The organism is Zhongshania aliphaticivorans (assembly GCF_902705875.1).
Classification (GTDB): domain Bacteria; phylum Pseudomonadota; class Gammaproteobacteria; order Pseudomonadales; family Spongiibacteraceae; genus Spongiibacter; species Spongiibacter aliphaticivorans_A.
Genome location: NZ_CACSIK010000003.1, coordinates 55,887 through 79,254, shown reverse-complemented (window position 1 = coordinate 79,254; position 23,368 = coordinate 55,887). Strand labels below are relative to the sequence as shown.

The following is a 23,368-nucleotide window of genomic DNA, read 5'->3' as shown; positions in this document are numbered from 1 at the left end:
GTTTAGCGGCTCCTATGTAGTAAATACAAGAAGCTGGGCACGCCGATGAGCGCGGTGATGACACCGGCCGGTAATTGTTCTGGCGCAATAAGCGTGCGGGCCAAGGTGTCTGCTAATGTAAGCAACGCGCCGCCAGCAAGAGCAGCGGCAGGCAGAATTAGACGCTGATCATTACCTAATACCAGCCTCAGCATATGCGGAACAATAAGACCAACAAAGCCGATGCTGCCGGCGGTGGTGACGGCAAATGCGGTAAGTAAACTGGCAGAAATATAGATAGTCCACTCTAGTGGTCGAACGGATACGCCAAGGGCAGAAGCCTGCATTTGACCGCGAGCCAGTACATTTAAACTGCGCCCCAAGGGAAGCATCACAATAGAAATAATCGCTAACACTAGCAGGGCTGGCCACGGCGAGCGAGCGTAGGCAAGGTCGCCCATTAGCCAGTAGAGCATGCCGGGTAGTTGGTCACTGGGGCTAACGGCTAACATGAACGTGATGGCGGCACCCCAACCAGAGGCGATCACTACGCCGGTCAGTAAGAGTCGGGTTGGCGTCCAGCTGCCGGTACCGTGGGCCAGTCCGAATACGGTGATGGCGGAGACCATGGCGCCAATAAAGGCGGAGCCAGATACAGCTGTGGCACTCAACCCGCTGAGCATGGCGATTAAAGCGCCAACGGCGGCACCACCGGAGAGCCCAAGTACATAGGGGTCGGCTAAAGGGTTGCGTAGTAATATTTGCATCAAGGCGCCAGCAACGGCGAGTAAACCGCCAGCGGCGAAGGCGGATAGGGCACGCGGTAAGCGCAGTTCAAAGATTAAGGTGCGGTGTAAAGCATCGCCGCTGCCATTTAAGACCTGCCAAAGTTCTTGCTTGGAAATGCTTACGCTACCGGTTGTCATTGCCAGTGTGATAGCGCCTAGGGCAAAGCCAAAAAGCACGACCAGCGGGGTAAAAAAATGCGGTAGTGGACGGTTTTTGGTTTGTCTATTAGCGCCGGCCACGAGCAGTTTCCAAATGTTCGCAGAGCAGGGTAGTGCCTTGCAGTAAACGTGGGGTTGGGCGCTGGATTGTAGAGGGGGGGATAAAAAATAAATTATCGCGGCGCACGGCTGTTAGGCCACTAAAGCGGCGCCAGTCTTTGAGCCAGTCGTGATTTTCTTCACCCATGCCGCCGGCAATTATCGCTTCTGGGTTAGCGGCAAGTACCGCTTCGTTGTCAATGCGAGCCGTTAAATTTGGCAGTTGGCCAAACACATTTACGCCACCACATATTTGCGTAGCTTCGCTGATGATGTGGTCGTTATTGACGGTCATCAGTGGGTTTATCCAAATTTGCTGAAACACACTGACGGGGTCTGCATTTTCGTAACGACGGCGCAGTGCTTTTACACCAAGACGAAATTCACTGGCTGCTACCGTTGCTGTAGTGGTGGTGCCCGCGAGTGCCCCAAAGCGCTCAAGGCTGGTGGCTACGTCTTCAAAGTTACGCAACTCACTAAAGTAAATCGGCATGCCTAGGGATTGCAGTTGTGACAATTGCTCGCGGGGGTTGCCGCTTAGCCAGCCGATTAGTAAGTCGGGCTTTAAGGCAAGAATTGCCTCTTGATCAAAGCGGTTATAGCTTCCCACGCGGGGTAATGCTTGAGCGGCTTCGGGGTAGTCGCTAAAGCTAACCGCGGCGACTAATTTATCTCCAGCACCGGCAGCGTATACCAGTTCGGTTATACCGGGTGAAAGGGCGATAATGCGCTGTGCAGCGCTGGGTATACAGAGTTTTGCATTGCTGTCATCGGTGACACAGATCTCTGATTGCACGGTGGCAGAAAAGCATAGTGAGGCTATCAGCAATCCACGCAAATTATTTTTTATACCCTCAAATACCATTACCACTCTACACCTTTGCGGGCTTTGATCCCGCCGCGAAAGGCGTGTTTTTTATCATCGATCATCGACACGGTATCGGCGAGTTCTTTGAGCGCTACCGGTGCGCCACGGCCGGTGATGATCACGCTTTGTTCACGAGGACGATTGCGAAGAGCTTGGTATACCTCTTCGGCGTCGATGTAGCCGTACTTTAAAATATAGGTGAGTTCGTCAAGCAGGACGAGATGAAGCGACTCGTCTTGTAATAATATTTTGGTTTGTTGCCAGGCTTGCTGGGCAGCTTCGCGGTCTTGTTCTTTATTTTGGGTTTCCCAAGTGAAACCGGAGCCCATGACAATAAAGGGAACTTCAGGGCAGCGCTGTTGAATAAAATTACGCTCGCCGCAGTCCCACGTGCCCTTTATAAATTGCACGATGGCGGCTTTGTAGCCATGACCTAATGCGCGAATAACCGTGCCAAAGCCTGAGCTAGATTTTCCCTTGCCGGGGCCGCTTAATACGATTAACACACCGCGTTCTTCAGTTGCCTTGGCGACTTTTTCGTCGATCATGGCTTTTTTAATCTGCATTCGCTTTTGGTGCTTTTCTTCTTCATTAAGCGTCATGGAAGCTCCTGATTGCCAAGTCAAATCTGCGCTGTTGCACAGCGCAGAGGTATGAGCGGTGAATGATACCTTTATTTTGGTGTGTAAGTGATAGAGAACATCGCCTCGCGGCCAATAGACAGGTAGTCGCCAAAGCTAAAGCTGCGGGCGCTGACATATTCTTTGTCAAAGATATTTTTCAGCGCTAATTGGAGTTTTACCTGCTCGTTAACTCGGTAAAAAACCGTGCTGTCCACTAAGCCGTAGCCTGCAAGTTCATCTGTGTTAGCGGTGTCTTCAAAACGACTGCTGACCAATCGCAGGCTGCCGCTTACGCCCCAGTGTTGCCATTCACGTCCGATATCGACATTGGCTTGTTTGTCAGCACGTCGGCGCAGATCTAAACCTGAGTTGGCGTCGGTGGCGTCAAGAAGGCTGATATTGGCATCAATAGACCAATCTTTGATGGCGCTTGAAACGCTCATTTCCCAGCCCTTAATTTCAGCACCTTCGATTTGGTCTGGACCAAAAGTCGCTGGGTTGTATTGGATAAGTTTATCGACGTCGTTTTCAAACCGCGCCACACTCCAGCTGCCCCAATCGTGGTTACCACGGAGTTCTAATTCTATATTTTCTGAGGTTTCGGGTTCTAAGGTTGGAACACCGTAGAAGGGATAATATAAATCATTGAAGGTGGGTGCGTTAAAGCCTTCGCCGTAAGAGGCAATGACCTTTATGGCATCGCTAATATCTAAACCGATTGAGGCGTTGCCGGTATCGTTGGTACCAAATTGGTCGTTATCGTCGTTGCGACCACCAATCGTAAAATCAACAAGGCCGAGATCGGCCTGCCACTGGGCAAAAATGGCCTTATTGCCTCGGCTTTGTTCGCCGTAGCTAAGATTGCTTTTTACGTGGTCGAGCAGGCGTTCAAAGCCCAACGTAATGACGTGGTGCTCACCAATCATCCAGTCATTTTGCAGGCTGTATACTCGCCGTGTGGTGTCGAATGTGTCACCGCTTATACCGGTCGCGGCGGGGTCAATATAGTGGTATTCAATGGTGGATTCATCTTTAGATTCGCCTGCTGAGAGGCTTAGCAGCCAATTATCAGTAGGGCGAAACTCGCCGCGAATATTAGCAATAGCGGCTGCGCCATCGGTATACGGAGAGCATTCATACTTGTTGTATGCGCTGTCGTAGCAGTTATTGTCATAGTCGCTTTCGGTTTGGCTATGTTGATAGAAGGCAAACAGTTCAACGGCATCATTTATTTTGTGGCTAAGGCTCGCATTGATCGCGGTTTGCTCAAAGGCGTCATCGTCGCCACTGACACCGGCTTTGCTTGAGGTGTTATCTACACCGTCCGTTTCTTCACGTAGTACGCTGATGTTTACTTGGGTTTGTGCATCACCGCCGCTGATGGCTGCGAGAACTTTACGGCTACCTTGGGTGCCAATGCCGATTTGCAACATTGGCTCTAGGCCGTCCGTGTCATGGTATTTGCGGGTGATAATATTGATGACACCGCCGATGGCTTCTGAGCCATAAAGGCTGGAACGAGAGCCACGAACAATTTCTACCCGCTCTATGAGTTCTGGGGGTAAGTTAGTTAAGGCGGGTGCGCCATTCGTCGCGGAGCCAATGCGAACACCGTCTATCAATACTAAGGTGTGGTTGCTTTGGTTGCCGCGCAGAAACAGGCTAGTGCTCGCGCCGCGCCCGCCGTTGCGGACAAAGCTAACACCGACTGCGCGGGAAAGTAATTCTTGTAAGTCGTTAGGTTGAATACGCTCAATGTCTGCGCGTTCAAACACGGTAACCGGCGCAAGAATATCGGCGACAGATTGTTCGGTGCGGGTTGCGGTGACAACGGTGGTTTCAATGTGAGATTGCTCAGCCGCAAAAATGGGCGATGTTGCCATCGTGAAAATACTGCCAGCGGCAGCCAAAGTAATTTTGTTCATGGTAAACCTCAAAGCTATGAAAGGAAGCAATGAGGGAGGGTAGGGGCTATATACAAGTATAACCGCTGATGGAGCCCTCCGCTTCATCGGGTAAATCAGTAAAGGCCGGTTCCGGGCTCGCATATATTCACTATGAATTGTGCTTACCGTTGCGGGGGCAGCGTTGGCATTGTGGCGACGATTTAGCGCTCACTCACCAGACTTCCCGTTTAACTCTTTGTCACCAAATTCGTGACGCAGGGCACCTATTACTTGGCGCGCACTCTACGGCTGCGCTGGATTTTTGTCAAATGAAGGCGGGGCGTATGTGTTGGCTTAGCACTTATCTAGGGCTGAAATACGATTGATTTCACTTAGAATTTGCTGATTTATGGGTACATCCACACCGTATTTTTTTGCCAGTTGGCAAAGGTAGCCGGTGATTGCGTCTATCTCGGTACGGCGTCCTGCTTGGACGTCTTGGAGCATAGAGGAGCGGTTCTGGGCAGTGCTTGTGGCTACGTCGATAACGAGTTCGTGAAGCCCAGTCAGCCAGTGGTCACGATTCATTGCGGTGCTGACGTTGATAATTTCATTCACCACCTCCGTCATGTGGTTGCGGCTTTTGGGGTTTGTTAATAGTTCGCCGTTGCGGCAGTTATAGATCACAGTCATTGGATTAATTGCACAATTGACGGCGAGTTTACGCCACAAAATTTCATCGATATTGTCGCTGATGCTAATGGCCAAGGGTGGAAATGACAGGGTGTTGGCAATTTCAGTCAAGCGCGTATCGTCTTGCAGGTGATCTTGGCTAGCGTTGCCTATGTAAGTATGGCCATGTCCTGCGTGGACGAATTCATAGGCGCTTTGACGATAGCAGCCTTCAGTGGTTGAGCCCTGCAAAATTGTTGCGAGCGGAAATGCCTGCCGGATATGCTCGACAATACCGAGGCCATTTTGCAAAAGCAGTAAGACGGCATGGTCGGAAATATGGGGCTTTATGCTGTTGAGGGCGTCGAGTGTTTGTTGTGCTTTGGTGGTAATGAGCAGGTATTTGATTGGGGTCGCCAAGCTACTTGGGCACTCGGCCGGAGCCGTGCAAATTAGGGCTTTACCCTCAATTGATAAATGAATACCACCGTGCTGAAGGTAGTCATTTACGGCTTTTTGGTCGCGTAGAATTAGGCGAATATCGGCCCCAGATTGAAAGCCATACGTTGCCCACAAACTACCAATGGCCCCTGCGCCAAGGATATACCAAGGGTGTTGTGGTGTGTTGTGTGGGTTGGCTTTTGACATAGGCGTCGCCTTAGTGAAGTCTTAGTTTTGTCTTAGGCGCATTTTGTCATATTGCAGGGAATGCTAAACTGCGCACCGCAACATAACAAAGGAAATTAGGCTATGCCAGCGTTTGATATTGTCTCAGAAGTGGATCTACATATTTTTACCAATGCCGTTGATCAAGCGGGACGGGTTATTGATACCCGCTTTGATTTTAAGGGTGTTGATGCCCGCTTTGAGCGTGAAGGGTTAACCGTTACCTTATTTGCTGAGGCGGAGTTTCAATTGCAGCAAATGGAAGATCTATTGCGTGCCGCCTTAGTTAAGGTGAAAATCGATCCCTTGGCGATGGAGCTGGGTGATGTTAAAGGCGCGGGCAAGCAAGTGAAGCAATTGGTCACCATGCAAAGCGGCTTGACCTCTGATGTTGCTCGTAAAATTGTTAAGCTGATTAAAGAAAGTAAGATTAAAGTACAAAGCCAAATTCAAGATGAGCAAGTGCGGGTCACCGGTAAAAAACGCGACGACCTTCAGCAAGTGATGGCCTTGTTGCGAGCCGAGGAATTAGACCAGCCTTTGCAGTTCACAAACTTTAGAGATTAATTGCGTGTTACTGGAGAGCTTAATGCACCTTACTGTGAGTATGGCCGTGGTAGTTACTTCGTGAGTCACCAAGAAGAACTCGGCGACATAACTTGGTGGCGGCAAAAGCCAGTCTGGATAATGGTGTTTCTTGGGTTCTCGGCGGGCGTGCCCTTGCTGTTGATTTTTTCTAGCTTGTCACTTTGGTTGCGTGAAGCTGGTGTTAGCAGGGCAGAAGTTACTTATTTTAGCTGGGCCGCCCTGGGGTTTTCCTTCAAATTTGTCTGGGCGCCATTAGTAGATAAATTACCACTGCCAATATTGAGCGCGGCTATGGGGCGACGGCGCAGCTGGCTATTGCTGGCTCAGTTGGGTGTTATTGCAGCTATTTGCATGATGGCGCTCACTGATCCTCGGCAGCAATTACAGATGATGGCGGTGGCGGCAGTATTGTTGGGTTTTTCTGCGGCCACACAGGATGTGGTTATTGATGCCTTTCGGATCGAGTCGGCGGATGCCAAGCTGCAGGCCTTGCTGTCCTCTACCTATATTGCGGGATATCGTATCGGGATGATTGCGGCGGGTGCCGGCGCGCTGTATTTAGCGCAGTTTTTTGGCAGCACAAGTGATGTGTATCACTACGATGCTTGGCGTAATACCTATTTATGCATGGCGGCGGTGATGGGGTTAGGGGTGCTTACCACCTTGATAATTGCTGAACCCGTTTCAGCGAGTAGCCCCTATACCTATCCAGCCCAAGATTATTTGCGTTTCTTTTTTGGCTTTGCGTTTTCGATTGCGGCCTTTGTTGCGGTGTTGTTTTTGCTGCCTGCATCACCTGATTGGTTTACGGGGATGGAGCAGTATTTGCTGCGGTTTTTATACGGCGCCTTAAGCCTAACTTTAGCTGTTGCTGCTGGCTTATTGGTTTTTCGTGCCTTGACGGGGCTCGGTTTTGTCAATGCGACCTTGGTTTCAGAGAGCTATACCCAGCCGATTAGTGAATTTATTAAACGCTATGGAAGCCTGGCGGTATGGGTGTTACTGCTGATTGGTTTTTATCGGGTGTCCGATATTGTGCTGGGCGTGATCGCCAATGTCTTTTATCAAGATATGGGCTATAGCAAAGACGAAATTGCCAGTGTAACCAAAATATTTGGCGTTTTAATGACGATTGTCGGCAGTTTTCTTGGTGGCTTTCTTACGCTCAAATTAGGTGTAATGCGCGTATTGATGTTGGGTGCCATTTTGGTTTCCCTCACTAATTTGATGTTTATGTGGTTGGCGGGAGGAGAGCCGGATATCGTTGCCTTAACGCTGGTCATCGCCGCAGATAATTTAAGTGGTGGGGTTGCCGTTGCGGCATTTGTTGCTTGGCTATCTAGCCTCACTAATATTTCCTTTACCGCTACCCAGTATGCAATGTTCAGCTCAATTATGACGCTGTTTCCGAAGTTGCTTGGTGGCTACTCTGGCACGGTCGTGGAGTCAGTGGGTTACTCTTCCTTTTTCTTACTGGCTAGCGCTATTGGTTTGCCTGTCATTGCGCTAATTTGGTATTTGAACCGACGGCTTGAGACCTCGGCCTAAGTGTTGATGGCTAGCGTCGCCCATTGTTGACGATGATATGACTAAAACGAACTCCAATAGTGGCCGTCATTTCTTTCAGTTTTGGCCCACAGCGCTGTTCATTTTATGTTTGCTGCTTTTTTATTTTTGCCAAACCAAGATGGATCTGTCTTATCAGCGTGAGCTGGTAGAGGGCGGGCAGTGGTGGCGCTTACTTAGTGGTCAGTTGGTTCATAATAATAGCGCGCATTTGTTTTCTAATATTGTGGCCTTGATATTGTGCCGCGTTCTGTTTTTGGCGGTGCTTAGCGAGCGTGCTTTTGTCGTAAGTATACTGCTATGTTCGCTCATTACCGGAGGTTTGATTTATTTTCTATTGCAGCATTATGACTATTATTTAGGTGTGTCTGCGGCTTTGTATGGCGTTTTGGTTGCAGGGTCGTTACATCTCATCGTGGGCCGCCACTATTGGGGTGGTGTATTGTTATTGGTGGTTATGGCTAAATTGTTAAGGGATTACTTTTATCCCGCCGTGCTTGTCTCAGTGTCTGATCGTATCGGTGTCCCAGTCGCGGTGGAGGCGCATTTTATTGGGGTGCTTGCCGGCGTGTTACTGGCCGTTGGGCAATGCATTGTGATCTTAATCCGGCCAGCGACATTGCCGCCAAAATAGTTTGCCGGATTCATCTGCGCTGCTCTCGTTAATTAAATGACTAAGTTGGCGTTGATAGTTTTCACTTTGTGCTGGGAAACTGATTTTTCCTTGGCTATTTACAATTCGAAACCACGGTAGTTGGGTGTTGCTGGGGAGTTGGCTGAGTATTCGCCCAACGTAACGAGCTCGGCCAGGTTGGCCTGCTAATTCAGCAATTTTTCCATAGCTACATAGGCGCCCTTCGGGGACGCCGTGGACTGCGGCATAAATTTGCCGCATCGCTTCTTGATTACTCTGCAGAATCTATAGTCTCGTTTTCTTTTGCTTCGAGGTTACGGGTGCGCTCCCAATAGTCCTCATAAAAGAAATCAACCTCACCGGTTTCAAGAGAGTACTCTGCTCCTACTACCATAAGCTTACCCTCGCTAATAAGATTTTCTAAAGTGGGTGAGCCGCTGCTCAAATGTTCAACGGAGCTTCTTACATTGGCGCGTACAGATTGCTTAATTAATGCATCATGGTCGTGGCGCAACTCGGTGCTTAGTAAGGTTTCTACGGCGGGGCGAATACGCTTAACAATGGAGTGTAGGTTTTGTGAAGGGATTTTACTGTTCCCCGTTAGAACGTCGACGGTTGCCGATATCGCTCCACAGCTTGAGTGACCCAGCACCACAACAAGTGGTGTACCAAAATTCAGTGCGGCAAATTCAACGCTGCCAATGCCAGACGGTGCAACGACATTGCCGGCCACACGAATCACAAACAGATCGCCCAGGCCTTGGTCAAAAACCAGTTCGGCAGGTACGCGTGCGTCTGAGCAACCTAGCACGATGGCAAACGGAGCTTGAATTTCTATAAGTTCTGGGCGTTTGTTGATAATGGTAGTGGCATAATCGCTATTAACATTGCTAACAAAGCGAGCGTTACCTTCCTTTAGGCGCATAAGCGCTTCTTGTGCTGTGATCATTTTTTGTATTCCTGTAAGTGAGGCTTGCTTATAACCAGTCGCTTATTAATACGCCAATACCGATACTTTCGATGGCGTTATTGTACTCAATTAAGCTCTCTCCGTAGCCATTAAAATATTTTACATAAGCTTTCACTCTAGTGCTTATGGGGAAGCTCCAGCCAAGTTCGAGCGCCCCTTTATTTTCGCTCCGTAGATTATTGCGAAGCATGATACTCAGTGTTCGATCATGCCATTTATAGAGGCCCATCCATTCAAAGTGTCCTAGGTATTTCTCGATATCAGGGTTGTCATCGTCATCAGAAGACTCTGGCAGCCGGTACCAAGGTTTGAAGGACATGGCAAAGCGGTCGCGTTCAAACACCATGTTGAGCATTATACGATTCCAACTCCGTGATAAAGGTTCACTGCGACCATTGGATTGGTGGTTAAAGATAAGCTGATTAGCTACATTGCGAATACCAAACAATTCCCAGCTATTGGTAAATGTGAGCATCAGTTCTGGTTCGTGATTGGTTTCTCTAAAGGGGGCTGAAGCGGCTTTGTTATATGCCTGCCAAAATGAGCGATTGGTGTAGCCCACGCTAAGATAGCCATTATCGTTGAGTATTTTCTCCCACAGCGTAAGTTTAATGCTGAGCTGGAACTCAAGCTCAATACTGTCTGCTTCAGCGCTATTGTTGGGAAGAATGCCGGAGTAATCGCTAATATCGTCACGGTACGATACAGGTAATACATAATTGGTCCGGTGAGGCGTCAAAACAAAGGGGTTATTCGTTGTAAATTGTTCGAGGTTATAGCGTTGTTCGACGACGCCGCTTTGCTCGGAGTTTTTAGTATCGACCTCGCTGGGGTTTGGGTTGGATTTCTTGACCATTTCGGCACAGTAGCTACGAAGCTCACCTAAGGTGGTCGATTCTGTAGCAGATTGCGCCGCTAACTGGAGGCACTCTGCATCATCGCTGGTCGTTTGTGCGTGACTGTAGTTTACCAAGAGGATTAGCAGGGCTGCGAGAAGTGTGCAGTTTTGCATTGGTCAGTTTGTCCTCTCTTGGTTACTCAAATAGTGGCTGTTGATTGTAAACTAATCGTGAGAGCTCTGATGTAGTTTTTATACCTGTTGCTCACGGTTTTGCGTTTCAGAGGCCTGCTTGAATTTGTCGTGTTTACCCCCATTTATAATTAAAGCCTGAGCGAAGCGAGTCTCTAATGCGAATGTTGTTTTTTTTGTTTATTGGTCTACCCATTATTGAAATGTGGTTGTTGATTAAAGTGGGTGGGCTGATTGGCGCGTTACCGACCATCGCTATGGTGGCGGCGACGGCGATTATTGGTGCTGCTTTACTTAAGCGGCAAGGCATTGACACCTTAACCCGAGCTCAGCAACGGATGAACTCGGGGCAGCTGCCGGCCACAGAAATTTTAGAAGGGCTCATGCTGGCAGTAGGTGGCGCGTTACTTCTAACGCCTGGTTTTGTCACCGATACGATAGGTTTTGTGTGCCTTATAGCCCCATTGCGACAGGCCTTGATTGCCATAATGATTCGGCGCGGGGTAATGCAGGTGCAAATGAATCAGTTTGGCAGTGGGGCGGGTCCCTTTACCGATGGGGGGACTCACTTTGGTGCTGGGCGCCCTCGCTCCAGTGACGAAGATAGCCTTAATAGCCATAAAGTGGATAACGTCACCATTGAAGGTGAGTATAAAAAAGAAGAATAATTTTTGTGGGTCCTCTTGAAATGTTTTTTGCAAACCCCATTTACAGGACAGCCCACGGTGACTTGGTGATGACACTTGGTTTTCCCTGTTGGAGCGCAGAAGCGTTCTGATCCGTATGAAAGGGGGCACAGGTCAAAATACCTGCAGGTGTAAGAGCCTTTGGTGTTTGGGTTGATACCGGTTTGGCCGGTCATAAAAAATCTAAATTATTGATTTATTGGAGATTGAAACAAATGAAGATACGTCCGTTATACGATCGCGTCGTAGTTCGCCGTAAAGAAGAAGAGAAAACTAGCGCAGGCGGTATTGTGTTGCCGGGCTCTGCTACAGAAAAACCCAATCAGGGTGAAGTTTTAGCTGTGGGCGAAGGTAAATTGCTTGAAAGCGGTGAATTGCGTCCAGTTGGCTTGAAAGCAGGCGATGTTGTTATTTTCGGTCAGTACTCAGGTAGTACTGTGAAAGTCGACGGCGAAGAGCTGATCGTTCTGAGTGAATCTGAAATCTTTGGTGTGGTAGAAGCGTAAGTCCGGCACAGGATTTCTTTTGAATCAACGAATTAGTTAATAAAAGGATTATAAGATCATGGCAGCAAAAGATGTAGTATTTGGTAATGAAGCGCGTCAGCGTATGGTAGCTGGTGTAAATATCCTAGCTAACGCAGTAAAAGTAACATTAGGCCCCAAGGGTCGTAACGTTGTTTTAGAAAAATCATTTGGTGCACCAACCATCACTAAAGATGGTGTGTCTGTAGCGAAAGAAATCGAGTTAGAAGACAAACTCGAGAATATGGGCGCGCAAATGGTGAAAGAAGTTGCCTCTAAAGCGTCAGACGATGCGGGTGACGGTACCACTACTGCAACCGTTCTGGCACAGGCCATTGTCAACGAAGGCTTGAAATCTGTTGCAGCGGGTATGAACCCGATGGACATCAAGCGCGGCATCGATAAAGCGATTGCAGCCGCTGTTGCTGAAGTTAAAAAACTCTCTAGCCCATGTGCAGATACTAAAGCGATTGCACAGGTTGGTACTATCTCTGCAAACAGCGATGCCAATATTGGTGACATCATTGCAGAAGCAATGGAGAAAGTGGGTAAAGAAGGTGTTATTACCGTTGAAGAAGGTCAAGGTCTAGAAAATGAGCTAGACGTTGTTGAAGGTATGCAGTTTGATCGTGGCTATTTGTCACCATACTTTGTTAATAACACTGAAAACATGAGTGTTGAGCACGACAGTCCGTACATCTTGTTGGCGGATAAGAAAATCTCAAACATTCGTGAATTGCTTCCTTTGTTGGAGCAAGTTGCTAAGTCTAGCCGTCCGCTGATTATTGTTGCAGAAGACGTTGAAGGCGAAGCATTGGCAACATTGGTTGTAAACACAATGCGCGGAATCGTAAAAGTAGCTGCGTGTAAAGCACCTGGCTTTGGTGATCGTCGTAAAGCGATGTTACAAGACATTGCGGTCTTGACTGGCGCTACTGTAATTTCTGAAGAAGTGGGCCTAGATCTTGAGCAAACTACGCTTGAGCACTTAGGTACTGCTAAACGTGTGACCATGGATAAAGAAAACACAGTCATTGTTGACGGTGCTGGCGAAGGTGCTGCTATCCAGGCGCGTGTTGGTGAAATTCGTACTCAAATTGAAAACACTAGCTCTGATTACGACCGCGAGAAGTTGCAAGAGCGTGTTGCGAAGCTGGCCGGCGGTGTTGCGGTAATCAAAGTTGGCGCAGCAACTGAGATGGAAATGAAAGAGAAAAAAGCACGTGTTGAAGATGCCTTGCACGCAACTCGCGCAGCGGTAGAAGAAGGTGTGGTTCCTGGTGGTGGTGTTGCCTTGGTTCGCGCAATTTCTAATATCGGCACTATCGAAGGCGAAAACGAAGACCAAACAGCAGGCATTAACGCTGCATTGCGTGCGATGGAAGCGCCTTTGCGTCAAATCGTAAGCAACGCCGGTGACGAAGCCTCTGTTGTCCTTGATAAAGTTCGCAATGGTGAAGGTAACTTCGGTTATAACGCGGGCACTGGTGCTTATGGCGATATGATGGAAATGGGTATTCTTGACCCAGCTAAAGTAACCCGTACTGCATTGCAGGCTGCAGGTTCGGTGGCTGGTTTGATTATCACCACTGAGTGCATGATTGCTGATGCACCTAAAGACGAAGCCGGTGCCGGCATGCCAGATATGGGTGGCATGGGCGGTATGGGTGGAATGGGCGGAATGGGCGGAATGATGTAAATTTAGCCCTTTCTCGTACCACCTAAAAACCTCGCTTCGGCGGGGTTTTTTTATGCCTGAATATTGATGATCTTGAGATTAGAATCGTTTCTCTAACACGTTGATTATGTTTTGCCTTGTGTGGCTAGTGGTAATATGTGTAATATATGACATAAATGTTAAATATTGTGTAGTAGTTGAGTGGCATGTTTGTCTAGCCACGTTTTGCTCCAACCATAAAAATAATTGTTCAGGTGAGCCCTATGTATTTTCGTCGTTATATATACGCTTTGATGGCTATAACTATTCTGTCGGCATGTGGTGGAAACTCTGTTTCCGGTACCGGTGTTAGCGACTCTCCAGATAATGGTGGCGGTAGCCAGGTGCTAGATGCAGACGCCGATGGTATTCCTGATAGTGTTGATAACTGTCCCAATAACAGCAATCCCGGACAGGCTAATATTGATTCAGATGCTTTTGGTGATGCCTGTGATACCGATGCTGATAATGACGGCGTATCAAATAGTAGTGATAACTGCCCGTCCATTGCGAATAGCAATCAAGCTGACCAGGATGGTGACCTGATTGGCGATGCTTGTGACGCGGAAGATAATAGTGGTGGCAGCGGTGGATCTACTGATGCCGATGAAGACGGTATTTTTGATGCTGATGATAATTGCCCTACAACTTCAAATCCCGGCCAGGAAGATACAGACAGTGATGGTGTGGGCGATACCTGCGATGACGATGCCGATAATGACGGCGTGGTAAATGGCGGTGATAACTGCCCCGTGGTCGCTAATGAGAACCAGCAAGATACAGATAGTGATGGTGTAGGTGATGTCTGTGACTCTCAGGATGATCGTGACAGCGATAGCGATGGGGTTTTAGATACTATCGATAACTGCCCTTTGCTGGCCAACCCAGGTCAAGGTGATTTAGATGGCGATAGTGTTGGCGATGCGTGTGACCCTGAAGATAACCGTGATAGCGATGATGACGGTATTGGTAATGAGGATGATTTATGTGCTGATAGCGCCGCTGATGCGAGCGTTGATACTAGCGGTTGTGCTGCAAGCCAAGTAAACGCCTCTTGTGGTGATAGCTTTGCCAGCGTGACGGCGGGTCGTCATTATCAAGTAGAGCTTACTTCTGCCAGTGGTGAAAATATCAGTTTTGAGGTGTTTGAACCTCTCGAAATCGCCTGTGGTGGGCGGGCTAGTGGCGCTCATCCACTCGTGCTGCATGGCCACGGACTGGGTGGCGCTAGGGTTAGTGATACCGGTGGCGAATATACCAGTAATGCACTTGATCGATTAGTGGCAGGTGGTTATCCCGTAATTAGTATTGATTTGCGCGGTTTTGGAGACAGCAGCGGCACAGTAAGAGTTATGGACCCAGAGGTGGAAGGCTTAGATTTACTGCAAATATTGGATTGGGCTGAGTCGAATCTCGACTATTTAGCGTGGCGAGATGAAAGCAGCGGCGAATTTATCAGTCGCCCAGATGTCCCTGTTAGCGTTGCCGGTGGGGCAAACTTACTGGTCGGGTCAGTTGGTTCTAGCTATGGTGGCGGTTATCAAATGTTGATACACGGCGTTGATGAGAAGCAGCGTTTAGATGCGATGGTGCCGGATATTACTTGGCATAATTTGCCTTATAGTTTGAATCAGGGCGATGTTGTTAAATCTGCTTGGGCTTTGCTGTTGGTGGCAGGAGCGGAAGCTGGAAGTTATGCGCCAGGGTTTGAAAATCAAGACTCGCCTCTAGCGCGGGGGCTTGATCCTTTTGTGGTGGAAACCTTGGCTCGTGGCATCGCGACCAATGAGTTTCCCCGTGATGCTATCGATTGGTTTGCTTACCATAGTCCCCGTTATTGGTGTGGCCTTAATGGTCAGGCGGCTATGCCGTATAGTGTAGCGGCTAGTGAGCTAAATAATAATATTACCAGTGAGTTTAATGAGGCTCCTGGAAGTAATACCTATACTGGGCAGCCTGGGGTTGATGTATTACTGACACAAGGTATTCGTGACACTTTATTTAATTTCAATGATGCATGGTGGAATTTCCAGTGTCTGCGTGATCGCACAGAAGATACTGGTCACGAAGTACGTATGTTGACCCATGAGACGGGGCATATTATTCCAGGTTTTATCGGTGAGACACCGGAACCTGTTTATTTCCAAGCGCCAGCAGGTAAGTTTGCCTGTGGGGAAATTGATCAGCGCGATGCGACGATTGCTTGGTTCGATGAAAAATTACGCGGCTTACCGGCAGCAGATTATTTTGATGGTAATAATGCTATTTGTATGTCGCTGGCTGACGATGACGCGGTGATGATTCCAGTCGATGAATTTAAAGCGCGACGTGCAGACCAAGACAGCGATAGTGCGGTGGCGTTTAGTGAATATACTGATTTATCGGCGGGCAATGTCTTGAATGGAGTTGAGGCTCAGGCTGCTCATTTACTGGGGCAAGATGTTGCGATTATTCCCTTGTTGAGTGTTGCCGATAGCAAGGGTTTAATTGTTGCCGGTATTCCTCAGCTTGATATCACTGTGACCACGCCGCAAATGGTGAATGATGCTCTTTGTGCATTAGGTAGCATCCCAACCTTGCGAATAGGCTGTGACAGCATATTATTTACCGGTGTGGCGGTTCGTCATGCTGGGGGGGAGTGGCAATTGCTGGATGATCAGATTGCACCGGTTCGTGGCTTAGGTGAGCATATTGATATTGATATGGTAGGGGTGGCCGAGCGCCTAGACCAAGGGGATGAGCTGGGTTTGTGGGTAAGTGGTTATCACGCACAATACTTGGAAGCATTCTCACGTGATGCCACCATTGCCGCGGTCAATATTGCGGCGAGTATTCGTTTACCGCTGTTTGCGGTTGGTGCAGATGGTCAGCCTGATTTTGAGGCGGATGTGAGTGAGTCACTTGCGCTACCATCGACAGAATCAAGTCCTGCATTGCCTGATTTTGGTAATGAACTTGAGCTCCCTACGCCATCACTATAATGTACTTTAGGTATCAATAAAGGCGGCCATTTGGCCGCTTTTTGCGTTATGGAGTGATGGATTAGTGGTATTGGGCGTAAATTTGTTGGCTTCTTTTGTAAACCGTTTGTGCTTCCCCTGTTGAGATCACTATACTTGCTGTCGCTAGGGGCGCGGTGTTTTATGGTTTGGGCTGCGGTTTAACACAAGACTGCATTTGTAATTGAGAGGATGTTTTGGAGCTGTCATCCATTGTTCCATGGGGGCGATCTTACGGCGAGTATTGTCGTATGTTTGCTCTGTCAGAGCGTGATTTGGAAGGGCATATATTGGGTTGTGGCGATGGCCCTGCTAGTTTTAATGCTGAGTTGACTCAGCATGGCGGACGCATCATGTCTGTTGATCCTATCTACCAATTCTCCACTGAGGAGATTCGCAGTCGTATTCAGCGAGTTTATCCCGGTATGATTGCCGAACTGGCGCGCAATAAAGAACAATTTTACTGGACCAGTTTTAAAGATCCCGGTCACTTGGGTTCAGTGCGAATGTCTGCCATGAACCGATTTTTAGATGATTTTGAAAAAGGGCTTGAAGCAGGCCGTTACGTAGAAGCGAGTTTGCCAGAGCTGCCATTTTTTGATGCTGAGTTCGATTTGGCCTTATGCTCCCATCTACTGTTTTTGTATAGCGAGCAAATTGATGCTGCACAACATATACAAGCGCTAACTGAAATGTGTCGTGTTGCTAAAGAGGTGCGTATCTATCCGCTGTTAAGCTTGGATGGTCGAGTGTCACAACATGTCCCCGGCGTTCTTCGTTACTTTAACGAGCGCGATTATATTGCTGAGTTAAAACCCGTTGCCTATCAATTTCAAAAAGGCGCAATGGACATGCTGGTAATACGTAAAAAGGCATTGTGAAATCATGCATTTTAAAAAATGGAGCGGCGTTTAATGTCTGCGGATACAAAGGCTAGTTTAGATGTTCTTGAATTGCGTAATGCGCACATACATTTGCGATCAGCCTCTTCAGTGTTTAATAAGCAAGGTGGGTTTTCAGAATCGGGTGAGGGTGCTGCTGACTTCCCTGTTTTAGAGTGTGTTACTGAGCACTGTTACGCCGTTATTGCTTTGCAGGGCGCACAGCTTTTATCGTTCCGGCCAACAGGTAAGTCTGAAGTGTTGTGGTTGAGCCCTTTAGCTAAGTTTAGCCTAGGCGATGCGGTACGGGGTGGCATCCCTATTTGCCTGCCGTGGTTTGGGGTTAATCGCCATCAAGCTGATTTACCCAAGCACGGTATAGCTCGCACCCAGTTGTGGACCTTAGGTGATGTACAGCAAGCCGACGATGGCATTATCCGCCTGTGTTTTACGTTTCGTTCAAGTGACAATGATCTCGCTCTATATCCATATCCTGTCAGTGCCGAATTGACGGTTGAGCTAGGTGAGGAGCTTGGTATGAGCTTGCAAGTTGCCAATGAAGGTGACGAGCCAATGCCATTGAGTTTTGCCCTTCACAGTTATTTCTCTGTTAGTGATGTTCAGCAGGTGAGCATTGCCGGTATCGACGGACGCGACTATTTAGATAACTGCCAAGACCTATCGCGCTGTGTTCAGAGTGAGCCGCTGACGTTTAATGGCGAGATTGATCGAGTTTATGAAGCTGTGGGTGGCCGCCAAGTAATACACGATGACGAGCGGGATGTTTATATAGATGGAGAAGGCTGTGACACGGTCGTGGTTTGGAATCCAGGGGCAGTCTTAGCAGGCAAAATGGCCGATGTAGGTCCGCACTATCAACGGTATGTGTGTGTTGAGCGGGGAATGGCATTTGGCGATGAATTGATGTTGGCTGCTGGCAGTGAGGCTACAGCCAATATGCGACTATCAACTGATTGAGCTAGGTTTTATCGTATGTTTTTAGCGCTATTTTTGATAAATATGCTAGTGATTTTGTTTGCAGTGTTAATCCATCACGAAACCTTGTATGCGCTCGCGAAATTTTTACCTCGTTTACCTGTTTCCCGTCATCGAGTTTTGTTTGCCTTGATCGGTGTGTTATTGGCCCACGTTGCTGAGATTTGGCTGTTTGCTATTACCTACTATTTTTTAAACGCAATGGATGGCTTTGGCGTGTTAAGTGGCAACTTTTCGAATACCTTATTGGATTGTGCGTATTTCTCATTTACGGTCTACACTTCTTTGGGGTTTGGGGATGTTGTCCCCTTAGGTGATTTACGGTTTTTGAGCGGCTTAGAGTCGCTGGTAGGGCTGGTGATGATTGCCTGGTCGGCTTCATTTATGTATATGGAAATGCAAAAGAATTGGTGACGTTTTTTGTCTGGCCTGGCTGATTAGGGTTTCGTTAAGTTTCAGTTAAGCTCTAACATGTAGTATGACCCCCACGTGAAAAGTGTGGCGGCAAGTGTTAAATGCACGCCGCGATTATTTGATATGTTTAAGGGGAATATTATGCGTTTACAATGGGTTTTTGCCATTATGCTGTCTGGTCTGGTTGTGGGCTGTAGCAGTACAGGAACAAGCTATCAACCGGCTGATGAACGTGGCGCATACGGTTATACAGAAACCGAGCTAGGTAGCGATCGCTACCGTATTACCTTTACTGGCAATACTCGTACTGATAAAGAAACAGTGAATGATTACGCCATGTTACGCGCGGCTGAGTTAACCCTTCAGAATGGTTATAATTGGTTTAAATTAGTAAATCGTGACACGGAAAGTAAGAGCCGTAGTAGTACCAGTCTTTCTGGTATTAACGATTTTGGCGGCCATACCGCGGTCTATCAGCGTTGTGGTTTGGTGAGCTGCGATACTGTTGTAACTCAGACACCTTCTCGCTTTAGTGGTGGTGTTTCGTCAACAACAACTCGCACCAACTACCAGGCGTCATTGGAAATCAAAATGGGCAAGAATCCCATGCCAGATGATGCAGAGGCTTATAATGCACAAGAGCTGGCCTCAACCTTGCGTCGCTGGATGGGTGAGCAAGCCAAGTAATTATCATTGAGCTGTGTTCTATAACCGGGCGCTTGTCGCCCGGTTTTTGTTTGTCTGCATAATGAGTGATGTTATCTATGCCTGAAACAGTTTTAGTATTAGGGGCGAGCCCAAAACCTGAGCGGTATTCTTTTAAGGCTGTTGAGCTGCTTAGGCAGTATAAGCACAAGGTGTTGCCGGTAAACCCCTACCATTCGCAAGTGAGTGGGGCGCCATGCATTAAGCGTGTTTCTGATGTGAGTGAATCAGTAGATACGGTTACAGTTTATATTCGGGCAGAGCAACTAGAGGCAGATATTGGGGCGTTAATCGGCTTGGCGCCGCGGCGGGTTATTTTCAATCCGGGGACTGAGTCTAAAGCGCTAGCAGCCAAATTACAGCAAGCAGGGATCGGTGTGGAAGAGGTGTGTACTTTAGTGTTGTTGCGCACTGGGCAGTTTTAGTTATTAGGTTACGGTGTTAATAAAAAAGGGAGTCAATGCGACTCCCTTTTTGGTGATGCAGAAGGCTTAAACAAATTGCAGCAAGGCAACCATGGCCACAGCAAGCGCAATACTGCAATGTACTACGCCGACTACTGTGGTCATCGGTCCAGTTTTACCAAACATACCATTGAGCTGAATTACCGCAATCAAACCAAGGCATATCCACAGACCCAGGCTAATGGAAGTACCTGTTTTGCTAATGGCTGCGGCACCCGCCGCACCAGCGCCGTGAAAGGAGCCCAGCATGCCGATTAGCATTGGAGCGGAAAATAAAGTGTTGGTGCGTGATGCCAAAGCGGCTTTAGGTGCGGCTTTTGATGCGTCACCAGGGACAATGCCGCAAATGATTTTTTGCTTTGGCCAAATAATGAGCCACACATTTAAAAACATTAACGTACCCATTAGTGCGCCAATGACGATATAGCCGTTTAAACCGCGTGCCATCGTGAAGTGTAATAAACCAAGCCCTGTCAAAAATGTCAGCATGGCGCCCCAACGGAACCATGCCAGTGCTTTAGGGGCCAACTTTTGTACAGCGTCGGCTTTAGCGGCGGGTTCAGCTACTTTGAAATATTCTGTTTGGACAAAATTGAAATAGTAAAGAAGGCCTATCCAAGTGATGCCGAATAGGACATGTAGCCAGCGAAGTAGTAAGTCTGGCGAGATAAATGCATCCATTAAATGTACCCTCATTGGTGTGTCGGTGGTGTGGATTTTTTATTGTTGATACTCGGCTAAATTTTGCACTTGGTGCTTATCTAGTCTAGCTCGCAACATTAAAATCGCCAAAGTATATCAAAGGAGGTGAACTTGGGTAATGAATAAGCCTCAAATGGCATGGATGGCGCTTTAACCGCTGACATGCCAATGTCATAATGACTTTTTTACACCTCTTAACTATATAGTAGGTCAATAACCGTGAGCAGGGACAGACAGGAACCAAGTATTTCACTCTCTATCGATGATGAGGATATTGCGCAGCGCGCCGCGTCAAAAAATACTGCCTCGACAGCTATCGTGAAAGAAGATGCCTCTAATGGTGGGGGCGGCTTTGTGATGTTCATGCTGACAGTCGTGATACTCATGCTCTCAGGTGCTTCCTACTATCTGTATGAGCAGTTAACGGCGACACAAGCTCAATTGATTTCTAGTCAGGATCGCTTGGACGCTCTGGAAATGCGCCTGTCATCAGCAGATGAAAGTATTAGTGAAAGTACAGTAACAACCGCAGTAAAGTTAAAAGAGCTGGATAGCGAGGTTCGAAAGCTGTGGGATAACGTCTGGAAAAAACAAAAAGAAGAATTGGCTCAGCATGATGTAGCGTTAACTAAGCAGCAGGCCGAAGTGGATAAGGCGCTGAAGCGTCTCGTGGCTTTGGAAGCCACTATAAAGAACAGTGAGGCACAATTAAGTAAAATTTCTAAGTCATACAATAGTGATCGTGAATCCTTTACGTCTATGTCTAGCAAGCTCGATCGGGTTATTGCGCAGTCAGAAGTGAATCGTAAAGAACTCCTCAATATGGGGAAGCAGGTCGCTTCAGGTGGTGGTTTAGATGCTAGATTAAAAGACGTGGAGCGTCGCACCACCCAAACTGAAGGGTGGTTAGACTCGGTTAATGCCTTCCGTAAGCAGGTTAATCGAGACATAGAAGCTATGCGGCAAACTATGACCCAATACCATGCAGGTAGTCCCTCTCCTCGTTAATTTTCTGTGCTAAAAGGGTGGTGTAGGCCTTTCCGCTACACTACCGGCCTCCAGCTGGTGTATACTCTGCCGCCGTTCCGGGCGCTGTCGCCAACCATTTAGCTGGAGTCCTCCGATGACCGTAATTCGTCAAGATGACCTTATTCAAAGTGTGGCCGACGCGCTGCAATATATTTCTTACTACCACCCTATCGACTTTATCCGTGCTATGGATGAAGCCTACCAGCGCGAGCAGAACCCTGCTGCAAAAGATGCGATGGCTCAAATCTTAATCAATTCTCGTATGTGTGCAGAGGGTAAACGCCCGATCTGCCAAGACACGGGCATTGTGACGGTGTTCCTTACTGTTGGCATGAACGTGCAATGGGAAGGCAATATGGGTGTGAGTGATATGGTGAATGAAGGTGTTCGCCGCGCCTATAATTTGCCAGATAACGTGCTTCGAGCTTCTATATTGGCCGACCCCGATGGTGCTCGCGCTAACACGAAAGATAATACGCCAGCAGTTATTCACTACGAGATTGTTCCTGGTGATACCGTAGAGGTTCACGTTGCGGCCAAAGGCGGTGGCTCGGAAGCTAAGTCCAAATTTGCAATGCTGAATCCCTCTGATTCCGTCGTTGATTGGGTGCTGAAAATGGTGCCAACAATGGGAGCTGGTTGGTGTCCGCCGGGCATGCTTGGTATTGGTATTGGCGGTACTGCTGAAAAAGCAATGATTGTTGCAAAAGAAGCATTACTTGATCCTATTGATATCCATGATCTTCAAAAGCGCGGTGCGAGCAATCGCAGTGAAGAGTTACGTTTAGAACTGTTTGAAAAAGTAAATAAGCTAGGTATTGGCGCCCAAGGTTTGGGTGGCCTGACGACCGTGCTGGATGTAAAAGTTAAAGATTTCCCCACTCACGCTGCCAATAAAGCGGTTGCCATGATTCCGAATTGCGCAGCAACCCGTCACGCACATTTCACGCTAGACGGCACGGGGCCTGCGGCGCTTAAACCACCTTCCTTGGATGAGTGGCCAGAGGTTACTCGCGAAGCGGGTGGCGACGTAAAACGCGTCAATCTTGATACGGTAACACAAGAGGAAATGGCTACTTGGGAACCGGGTGACACCATCCTTCTTAGTGGCAAAATGTTAACTGGCCGTGATGCCGCCCATAAAAAAATGGTCGACATGCTGGCAAAAGGTGAAGAGTTACCCGTTGATCTGAAGGGGCGCTTTATTTACTACGTTGGTCCCGTTGATCCCGTGCGTGATGAAGTGGTTGGTCCTGCCGGTCCAACAACGGCAACTCGAATGGATAAGTTTACCCGTACCATGCTGGCTGAAACCGGCCTAATGGGTATGATTGGTAAATCTGAGCGCGGTGATATTGCCATCGAAGCCATCAAAGAGTTCGGCGCAACCTACCTTATGGCAGTTGGTGGCGCGGCGTACCTTGTTGCCCAGGCTATCAAACAGTCTGAAGTTGTCGGTTTTCCGGAGCTTGGCATGGAAGCTATTTATGAGTTTACGATTGAAGATATGCCTGTGACAGTTGCGGTTGACGTTCGTGGCGAGTCAGTTCATAAAATTGGCCCACAAATATGGAAGGCCAAGATTGAAGAGCAGGCCATTACCGTCTCGTAGTTAACAATTTGAGCGTCTCTTTCTTGGGGTGCTCACTAGCTCTCATTTCCCTAGATAAATAAATAATGTCGCGAAATCGCGACATTATTTGCTTTTTTCTCATTAGGCAGG

At 48.1% G+C, this 23,368-nt stretch carries 23 protein-coding genes and 1 riboswitch; of the genes, 14 read left to right on the top strand and 9 right to left on the bottom strand.

Annotated features, from left to right (window positions below; all coding sequences use genetic code 11):
- Window positions 1-2 precede the first annotated feature (2 nt).
- The 5 genes from AELLOGFF_RS15480 to AELLOGFF_RS15460 all read right to left on the bottom strand — a co-directional run bounded on the left by AELLOGFF_RS15480 (window position 3) and on the right by AELLOGFF_RS15460 (window position 5,722).
- Entirely contained in the window at window positions 3-1,007 is a 1,005-nt protein-coding gene (locus tag AELLOGFF_RS15480) for a FecCD family ABC transporter permease (RefSeq protein ID WP_200842756.1), read from the bottom strand.
- Window positions 994-1,890 carry a cobalamin-binding protein gene (locus AELLOGFF_RS15475; protein WP_159270152.1) on the bottom strand — a complete coding sequence of 299 codons (897 nt, stop codon included), beginning with the start codon at window positions 1,888-1,890 and terminating at the stop codon, window positions 994-996. Before AELLOGFF_RS15475 ends, AELLOGFF_RS15480 begins: the two co-directional genes overlap by 14 nt.
- A complete protein-coding gene (cobO, locus tag AELLOGFF_RS15470) occupies window positions 1,890-2,495 on the bottom strand; it encodes a cob(I)yrinic acid a,c-diamide adenosyltransferase (RefSeq protein WP_159269831.1) in 606 nt (201 codons plus the stop codon). The genes AELLOGFF_RS15475 and cobO overlap by 1 nt, the downstream gene beginning before the upstream one ends.
- Window positions 2,496-2,566: 71 nt before the next feature.
- Window positions 2,567-4,441: a TonB-dependent receptor domain-containing protein gene (locus tag AELLOGFF_RS15465; RefSeq protein ID WP_159269830.1), complete on the bottom strand. Its 1,875-nt coding sequence runs from the start codon at window positions 4,439-4,441 to the stop codon at window positions 2,567-2,569.
- Between the two features lie 85 nt (window positions 4,442-4,526).
- Window positions 4,527-4,705, bottom strand: a riboswitch (cobalamin riboswitch).
- 51 nt (window positions 4,706-4,756) lie between these two features.
- Window positions 4,757-5,722: a ketopantoate reductase family protein gene (locus tag AELLOGFF_RS15460; RefSeq protein WP_159269829.1), complete on the bottom strand. Its 966-nt coding sequence runs from the start codon at window positions 5,720-5,722 to the stop codon at window positions 4,757-4,759.
- 102 nt (window positions 5,723-5,824) lie between these two features.
- Here AELLOGFF_RS15460 and AELLOGFF_RS15455 point away from each other — a divergent pair, with 102 nt between their 5' ends.
- The 3 genes from AELLOGFF_RS15455 to rrtA are packed head-to-tail and all read left to right on the top strand — an operon-like array spanning window position 5,825 to window position 8,528.
- Entirely contained in the window at window positions 5,825-6,307 is a 483-nt protein-coding gene (locus AELLOGFF_RS15455) for a YajQ family cyclic di-GMP-binding protein (RefSeq protein WP_159269828.1), read from the top strand.
- Window positions 6,308-7,876 (top strand): AmpG family muropeptide MFS transporter, encoded by a 1,569-nt coding sequence (locus AELLOGFF_RS15450; protein WP_200842755.1) that lies wholly within the window; start codon window positions 6,308-6,310, stop codon window positions 7,874-7,876.
- 37 nt (window positions 7,877-7,913) lie between these two features.
- Window positions 7,914-8,528 (top strand): rhombosortase, encoded by a 615-nt coding sequence (gene rrtA, locus AELLOGFF_RS15445; protein WP_159269827.1) that lies wholly within the window; start codon window positions 7,914-7,916, stop codon window positions 8,526-8,528.
- Here rrtA and AELLOGFF_RS15440 read toward each other — a convergent pair.
- The 3 genes from AELLOGFF_RS15440 to AELLOGFF_RS15430 are packed head-to-tail and all read right to left on the bottom strand — an operon-like array spanning window position 8,496 to window position 10,510.
- Window positions 8,496-8,789, bottom strand: coding sequence for an MGMT family protein (locus tag AELLOGFF_RS15440; RefSeq protein ID WP_159269826.1), 294 nt, complete (start codon window positions 8,787-8,789; stop codon window positions 8,496-8,498). The two genes, rrtA and AELLOGFF_RS15440, sit on opposite strands and share 33 nt — an antisense overlap.
- A gap of 10 nt (window positions 8,790-8,799) precedes the next feature.
- A complete protein-coding gene (locus AELLOGFF_RS15435; RefSeq protein ID WP_159269825.1) occupies window positions 8,800-9,477 on the bottom strand; it encodes a carbonic anhydrase in 678 nt (225 codons plus the stop codon).
- A gap of 28 nt (window positions 9,478-9,505) precedes the next feature.
- The gene (locus AELLOGFF_RS15430) at window positions 9,506-10,510 is read right to left on the bottom strand and encodes a phospholipase A (RefSeq protein ID WP_159269824.1); all 1,005 of its coding nucleotides are present in this window, start codon (window positions 10,508-10,510) and stop codon (window positions 9,506-9,508) included.
- A gap of 176 nt (window positions 10,511-10,686) precedes the next feature.
- Here AELLOGFF_RS15430 and AELLOGFF_RS15425 point away from each other — a divergent pair, with 176 nt between their 5' ends.
- The 9 genes from AELLOGFF_RS15425 (at window position 10,687) to AELLOGFF_RS15385 (ending at window position 19,875) form a co-directional block, all read left to right on the top strand.
- Window positions 10,687-11,196, top strand: a complete 510-nt coding sequence (locus AELLOGFF_RS15425; RefSeq protein ID WP_159269823.1) for an FxsA family protein — start codon at window positions 10,687-10,689, stop codon at window positions 11,194-11,196.
- Window positions 11,197-11,429: 233 nt separating this feature from the next.
- Window positions 11,430-11,720 (top strand): co-chaperone GroES, encoded by a 291-nt coding sequence (locus AELLOGFF_RS15420; protein WP_159269822.1) that lies wholly within the window; start codon window positions 11,430-11,432, stop codon window positions 11,718-11,720.
- A 58-nt stretch (window positions 11,721-11,778) separates the two neighbouring features.
- Window positions 11,779-13,437, top strand: a complete 1,659-nt coding sequence (gene groL, locus AELLOGFF_RS15415) for a chaperonin GroEL (RefSeq protein ID WP_159269821.1) — start codon at window positions 11,779-11,781, stop codon at window positions 13,435-13,437.
- A 242-nt stretch (window positions 13,438-13,679) separates the two neighbouring features.
- Complete coding sequence (locus AELLOGFF_RS15410; protein ID WP_159269820.1) at window positions 13,680-16,436, top strand: thrombospondin type 3 repeat-containing protein; 2,757 nt, start codon at window positions 13,680-13,682, stop codon at window positions 16,434-16,436.
- Between the two features lie 215 nt (window positions 16,437-16,651).
- Window positions 16,652-17,335, top strand: coding sequence for a class I SAM-dependent methyltransferase (locus AELLOGFF_RS15405; RefSeq protein WP_235035749.1), 684 nt, complete (start codon window positions 16,652-16,654; stop codon window positions 17,333-17,335).
- 33 nt (window positions 17,336-17,368) lie between these two features.
- A complete protein-coding gene (locus tag AELLOGFF_RS15400; RefSeq protein ID WP_159269819.1) occupies window positions 17,369-18,313 on the top strand; it encodes a D-hexose-6-phosphate mutarotase in 945 nt (314 codons plus the stop codon).
- Between the two features lie 15 nt (window positions 18,314-18,328).
- A complete protein-coding gene (locus tag AELLOGFF_RS15395; RefSeq protein ID WP_159269818.1) occupies window positions 18,329-18,745 on the top strand; it encodes a potassium channel family protein in 417 nt (138 codons plus the stop codon).
- A gap of 141 nt (window positions 18,746-18,886) precedes the next feature.
- Window positions 18,887-19,432, top strand: coding sequence for a CC0125/CC1285 family lipoprotein (locus AELLOGFF_RS15390; RefSeq protein ID WP_159269817.1), 546 nt, complete (start codon window positions 18,887-18,889; stop codon window positions 19,430-19,432).
- A gap of 77 nt (window positions 19,433-19,509) precedes the next feature.
- Window positions 19,510-19,875 carry a CoA-binding protein gene (locus tag AELLOGFF_RS15385; protein ID WP_159269816.1) on the top strand — a complete coding sequence of 122 codons (366 nt, stop codon included), beginning with the start codon at window positions 19,510-19,512 and terminating at the stop codon, window positions 19,873-19,875.
- A 66-nt stretch (window positions 19,876-19,941) separates the two neighbouring features.
- Here AELLOGFF_RS15385 and AELLOGFF_RS15380 read toward each other — a convergent pair whose 3' ends face one another.
- Entirely contained in the window at window positions 19,942-20,595 is a 654-nt protein-coding gene (locus AELLOGFF_RS15380) for a urate hydroxylase PuuD (RefSeq protein WP_159269815.1), read from the bottom strand.
- Window positions 20,596-20,835: 240 nt separating this feature from the next.
- Between AELLOGFF_RS15380 and AELLOGFF_RS15375 the strand changes: the two genes are divergently transcribed.
- Both AELLOGFF_RS15375 and AELLOGFF_RS15370 read left to right on the top strand, forming a co-directional pair.
- Window positions 20,836-21,624: a hypothetical protein gene (locus tag AELLOGFF_RS15375; protein WP_159269814.1), complete on the top strand. Its 789-nt coding sequence runs from the start codon at window positions 20,836-20,838 to the stop codon at window positions 21,622-21,624.
- 115 nt (window positions 21,625-21,739) lie between these two features.
- The gene (locus AELLOGFF_RS15370; RefSeq protein ID WP_159269813.1) at window positions 21,740-23,257 is read left to right on the top strand and encodes a fumarate hydratase; all 1,518 of its coding nucleotides are present in this window, start codon (window positions 21,740-21,742) and stop codon (window positions 23,255-23,257) included.
- Window positions 23,258-23,368: the final 111 nt, after the last annotated feature.

Bases quoted from the DNA above. Each gene is read 5' to 3' on its own strand.
- AELLOGFF_RS15400 (WP_159269819.1), top strand. From the start codon at position 17,369: ATGTCTGCGGATACAAAGGCTAGTTTAGATGTTCTTGAATTGCGTAAT.
- AELLOGFF_RS15410 (WP_159269820.1), top strand. From the start codon at position 13,680: ATGTATTTTCGTCGTTATATATACGCTTTGATGGCTATAACTATTCTG.
- AELLOGFF_RS15395 (WP_159269818.1), top strand. From the start codon at position 18,329: ATGTTTTTAGCGCTATTTTTGATAAATATGCTAGTGATTTTGTTTGCA.
- AELLOGFF_RS15430 (WP_159269824.1), bottom strand. From the start codon at position 10,510: ATGCAAAACTGCACACTTCTCGCAGCCCTGCTAATCCTCTTGGTAAAC.
- AELLOGFF_RS15465 (WP_159269830.1), bottom strand. From the start codon at position 4,441: ATGAACAAAATTACTTTGGCTGCCGCTGGCAGTATTTTCACGATGGCA.
- AELLOGFF_RS15425 (WP_159269823.1), top strand. From the start codon at position 10,687: ATGCGAATGTTGTTTTTTTTGTTTATTGGTCTACCCATTATTGAAATG.
- AELLOGFF_RS15420 (WP_159269822.1), top strand. From the start codon at position 11,430: ATGAAGATACGTCCGTTATACGATCGCGTCGTAGTTCGCCGTAAAGAA.
- rrtA (WP_159269827.1), top strand. From the start codon at position 7,914: ATGACTAAAACGAACTCCAATAGTGGCCGTCATTTCTTTCAGTTTTGG.
- AELLOGFF_RS15440 (WP_159269826.1), bottom strand. From the start codon at position 8,789: ATGCGGCAAATTTATGCCGCAGTCCACGGCGTCCCCGAAGGGCGCCTA.
- AELLOGFF_RS15390 (WP_159269817.1), top strand. From the start codon at position 18,887: ATGCGTTTACAATGGGTTTTTGCCATTATGCTGTCTGGTCTGGTTGTG.
- AELLOGFF_RS15435 (WP_159269825.1), bottom strand. From the start codon at position 9,477: ATGATCACAGCACAAGAAGCGCTTATGCGCCTAAAGGAAGGTAACGCT.
- AELLOGFF_RS15385 (WP_159269816.1), top strand. From the start codon at position 19,510: ATGCCTGAAACAGTTTTAGTATTAGGGGCGAGCCCAAAACCTGAGCGG.
- AELLOGFF_RS15475 (WP_159270152.1), bottom strand. From the start codon at position 1,890: ATGGTATTTGAGGGTATAAAAAATAATTTGCGTGGATTGCTGATAGCC.
- AELLOGFF_RS15380 (WP_159269815.1), bottom strand. From the start codon at position 20,595: ATGGATGCATTTATCTCGCCAGACTTACTACTTCGCTGGCTACATGTC.
- AELLOGFF_RS15455 (WP_159269828.1), top strand. From the start codon at position 5,825: ATGCCAGCGTTTGATATTGTCTCAGAAGTGGATCTACATATTTTTACC.
- AELLOGFF_RS15370 (WP_159269813.1), top strand. From the start codon at position 21,740: ATGACCGTAATTCGTCAAGATGACCTTATTCAAAGTGTGGCCGACGCG.
- groL (WP_159269821.1), top strand. From the start codon at position 11,779: ATGGCAGCAAAAGATGTAGTATTTGGTAATGAAGCGCGTCAGCGTATG.
- AELLOGFF_RS15460 (WP_159269829.1), bottom strand. From the start codon at position 5,722: ATGTCAAAAGCCAACCCACACAACACACCACAACACCCTTGGTATATC.
- cobO (WP_159269831.1), bottom strand. From the start codon at position 2,495: ATGACGCTTAATGAAGAAGAAAAGCACCAAAAGCGAATGCAGATTAAA.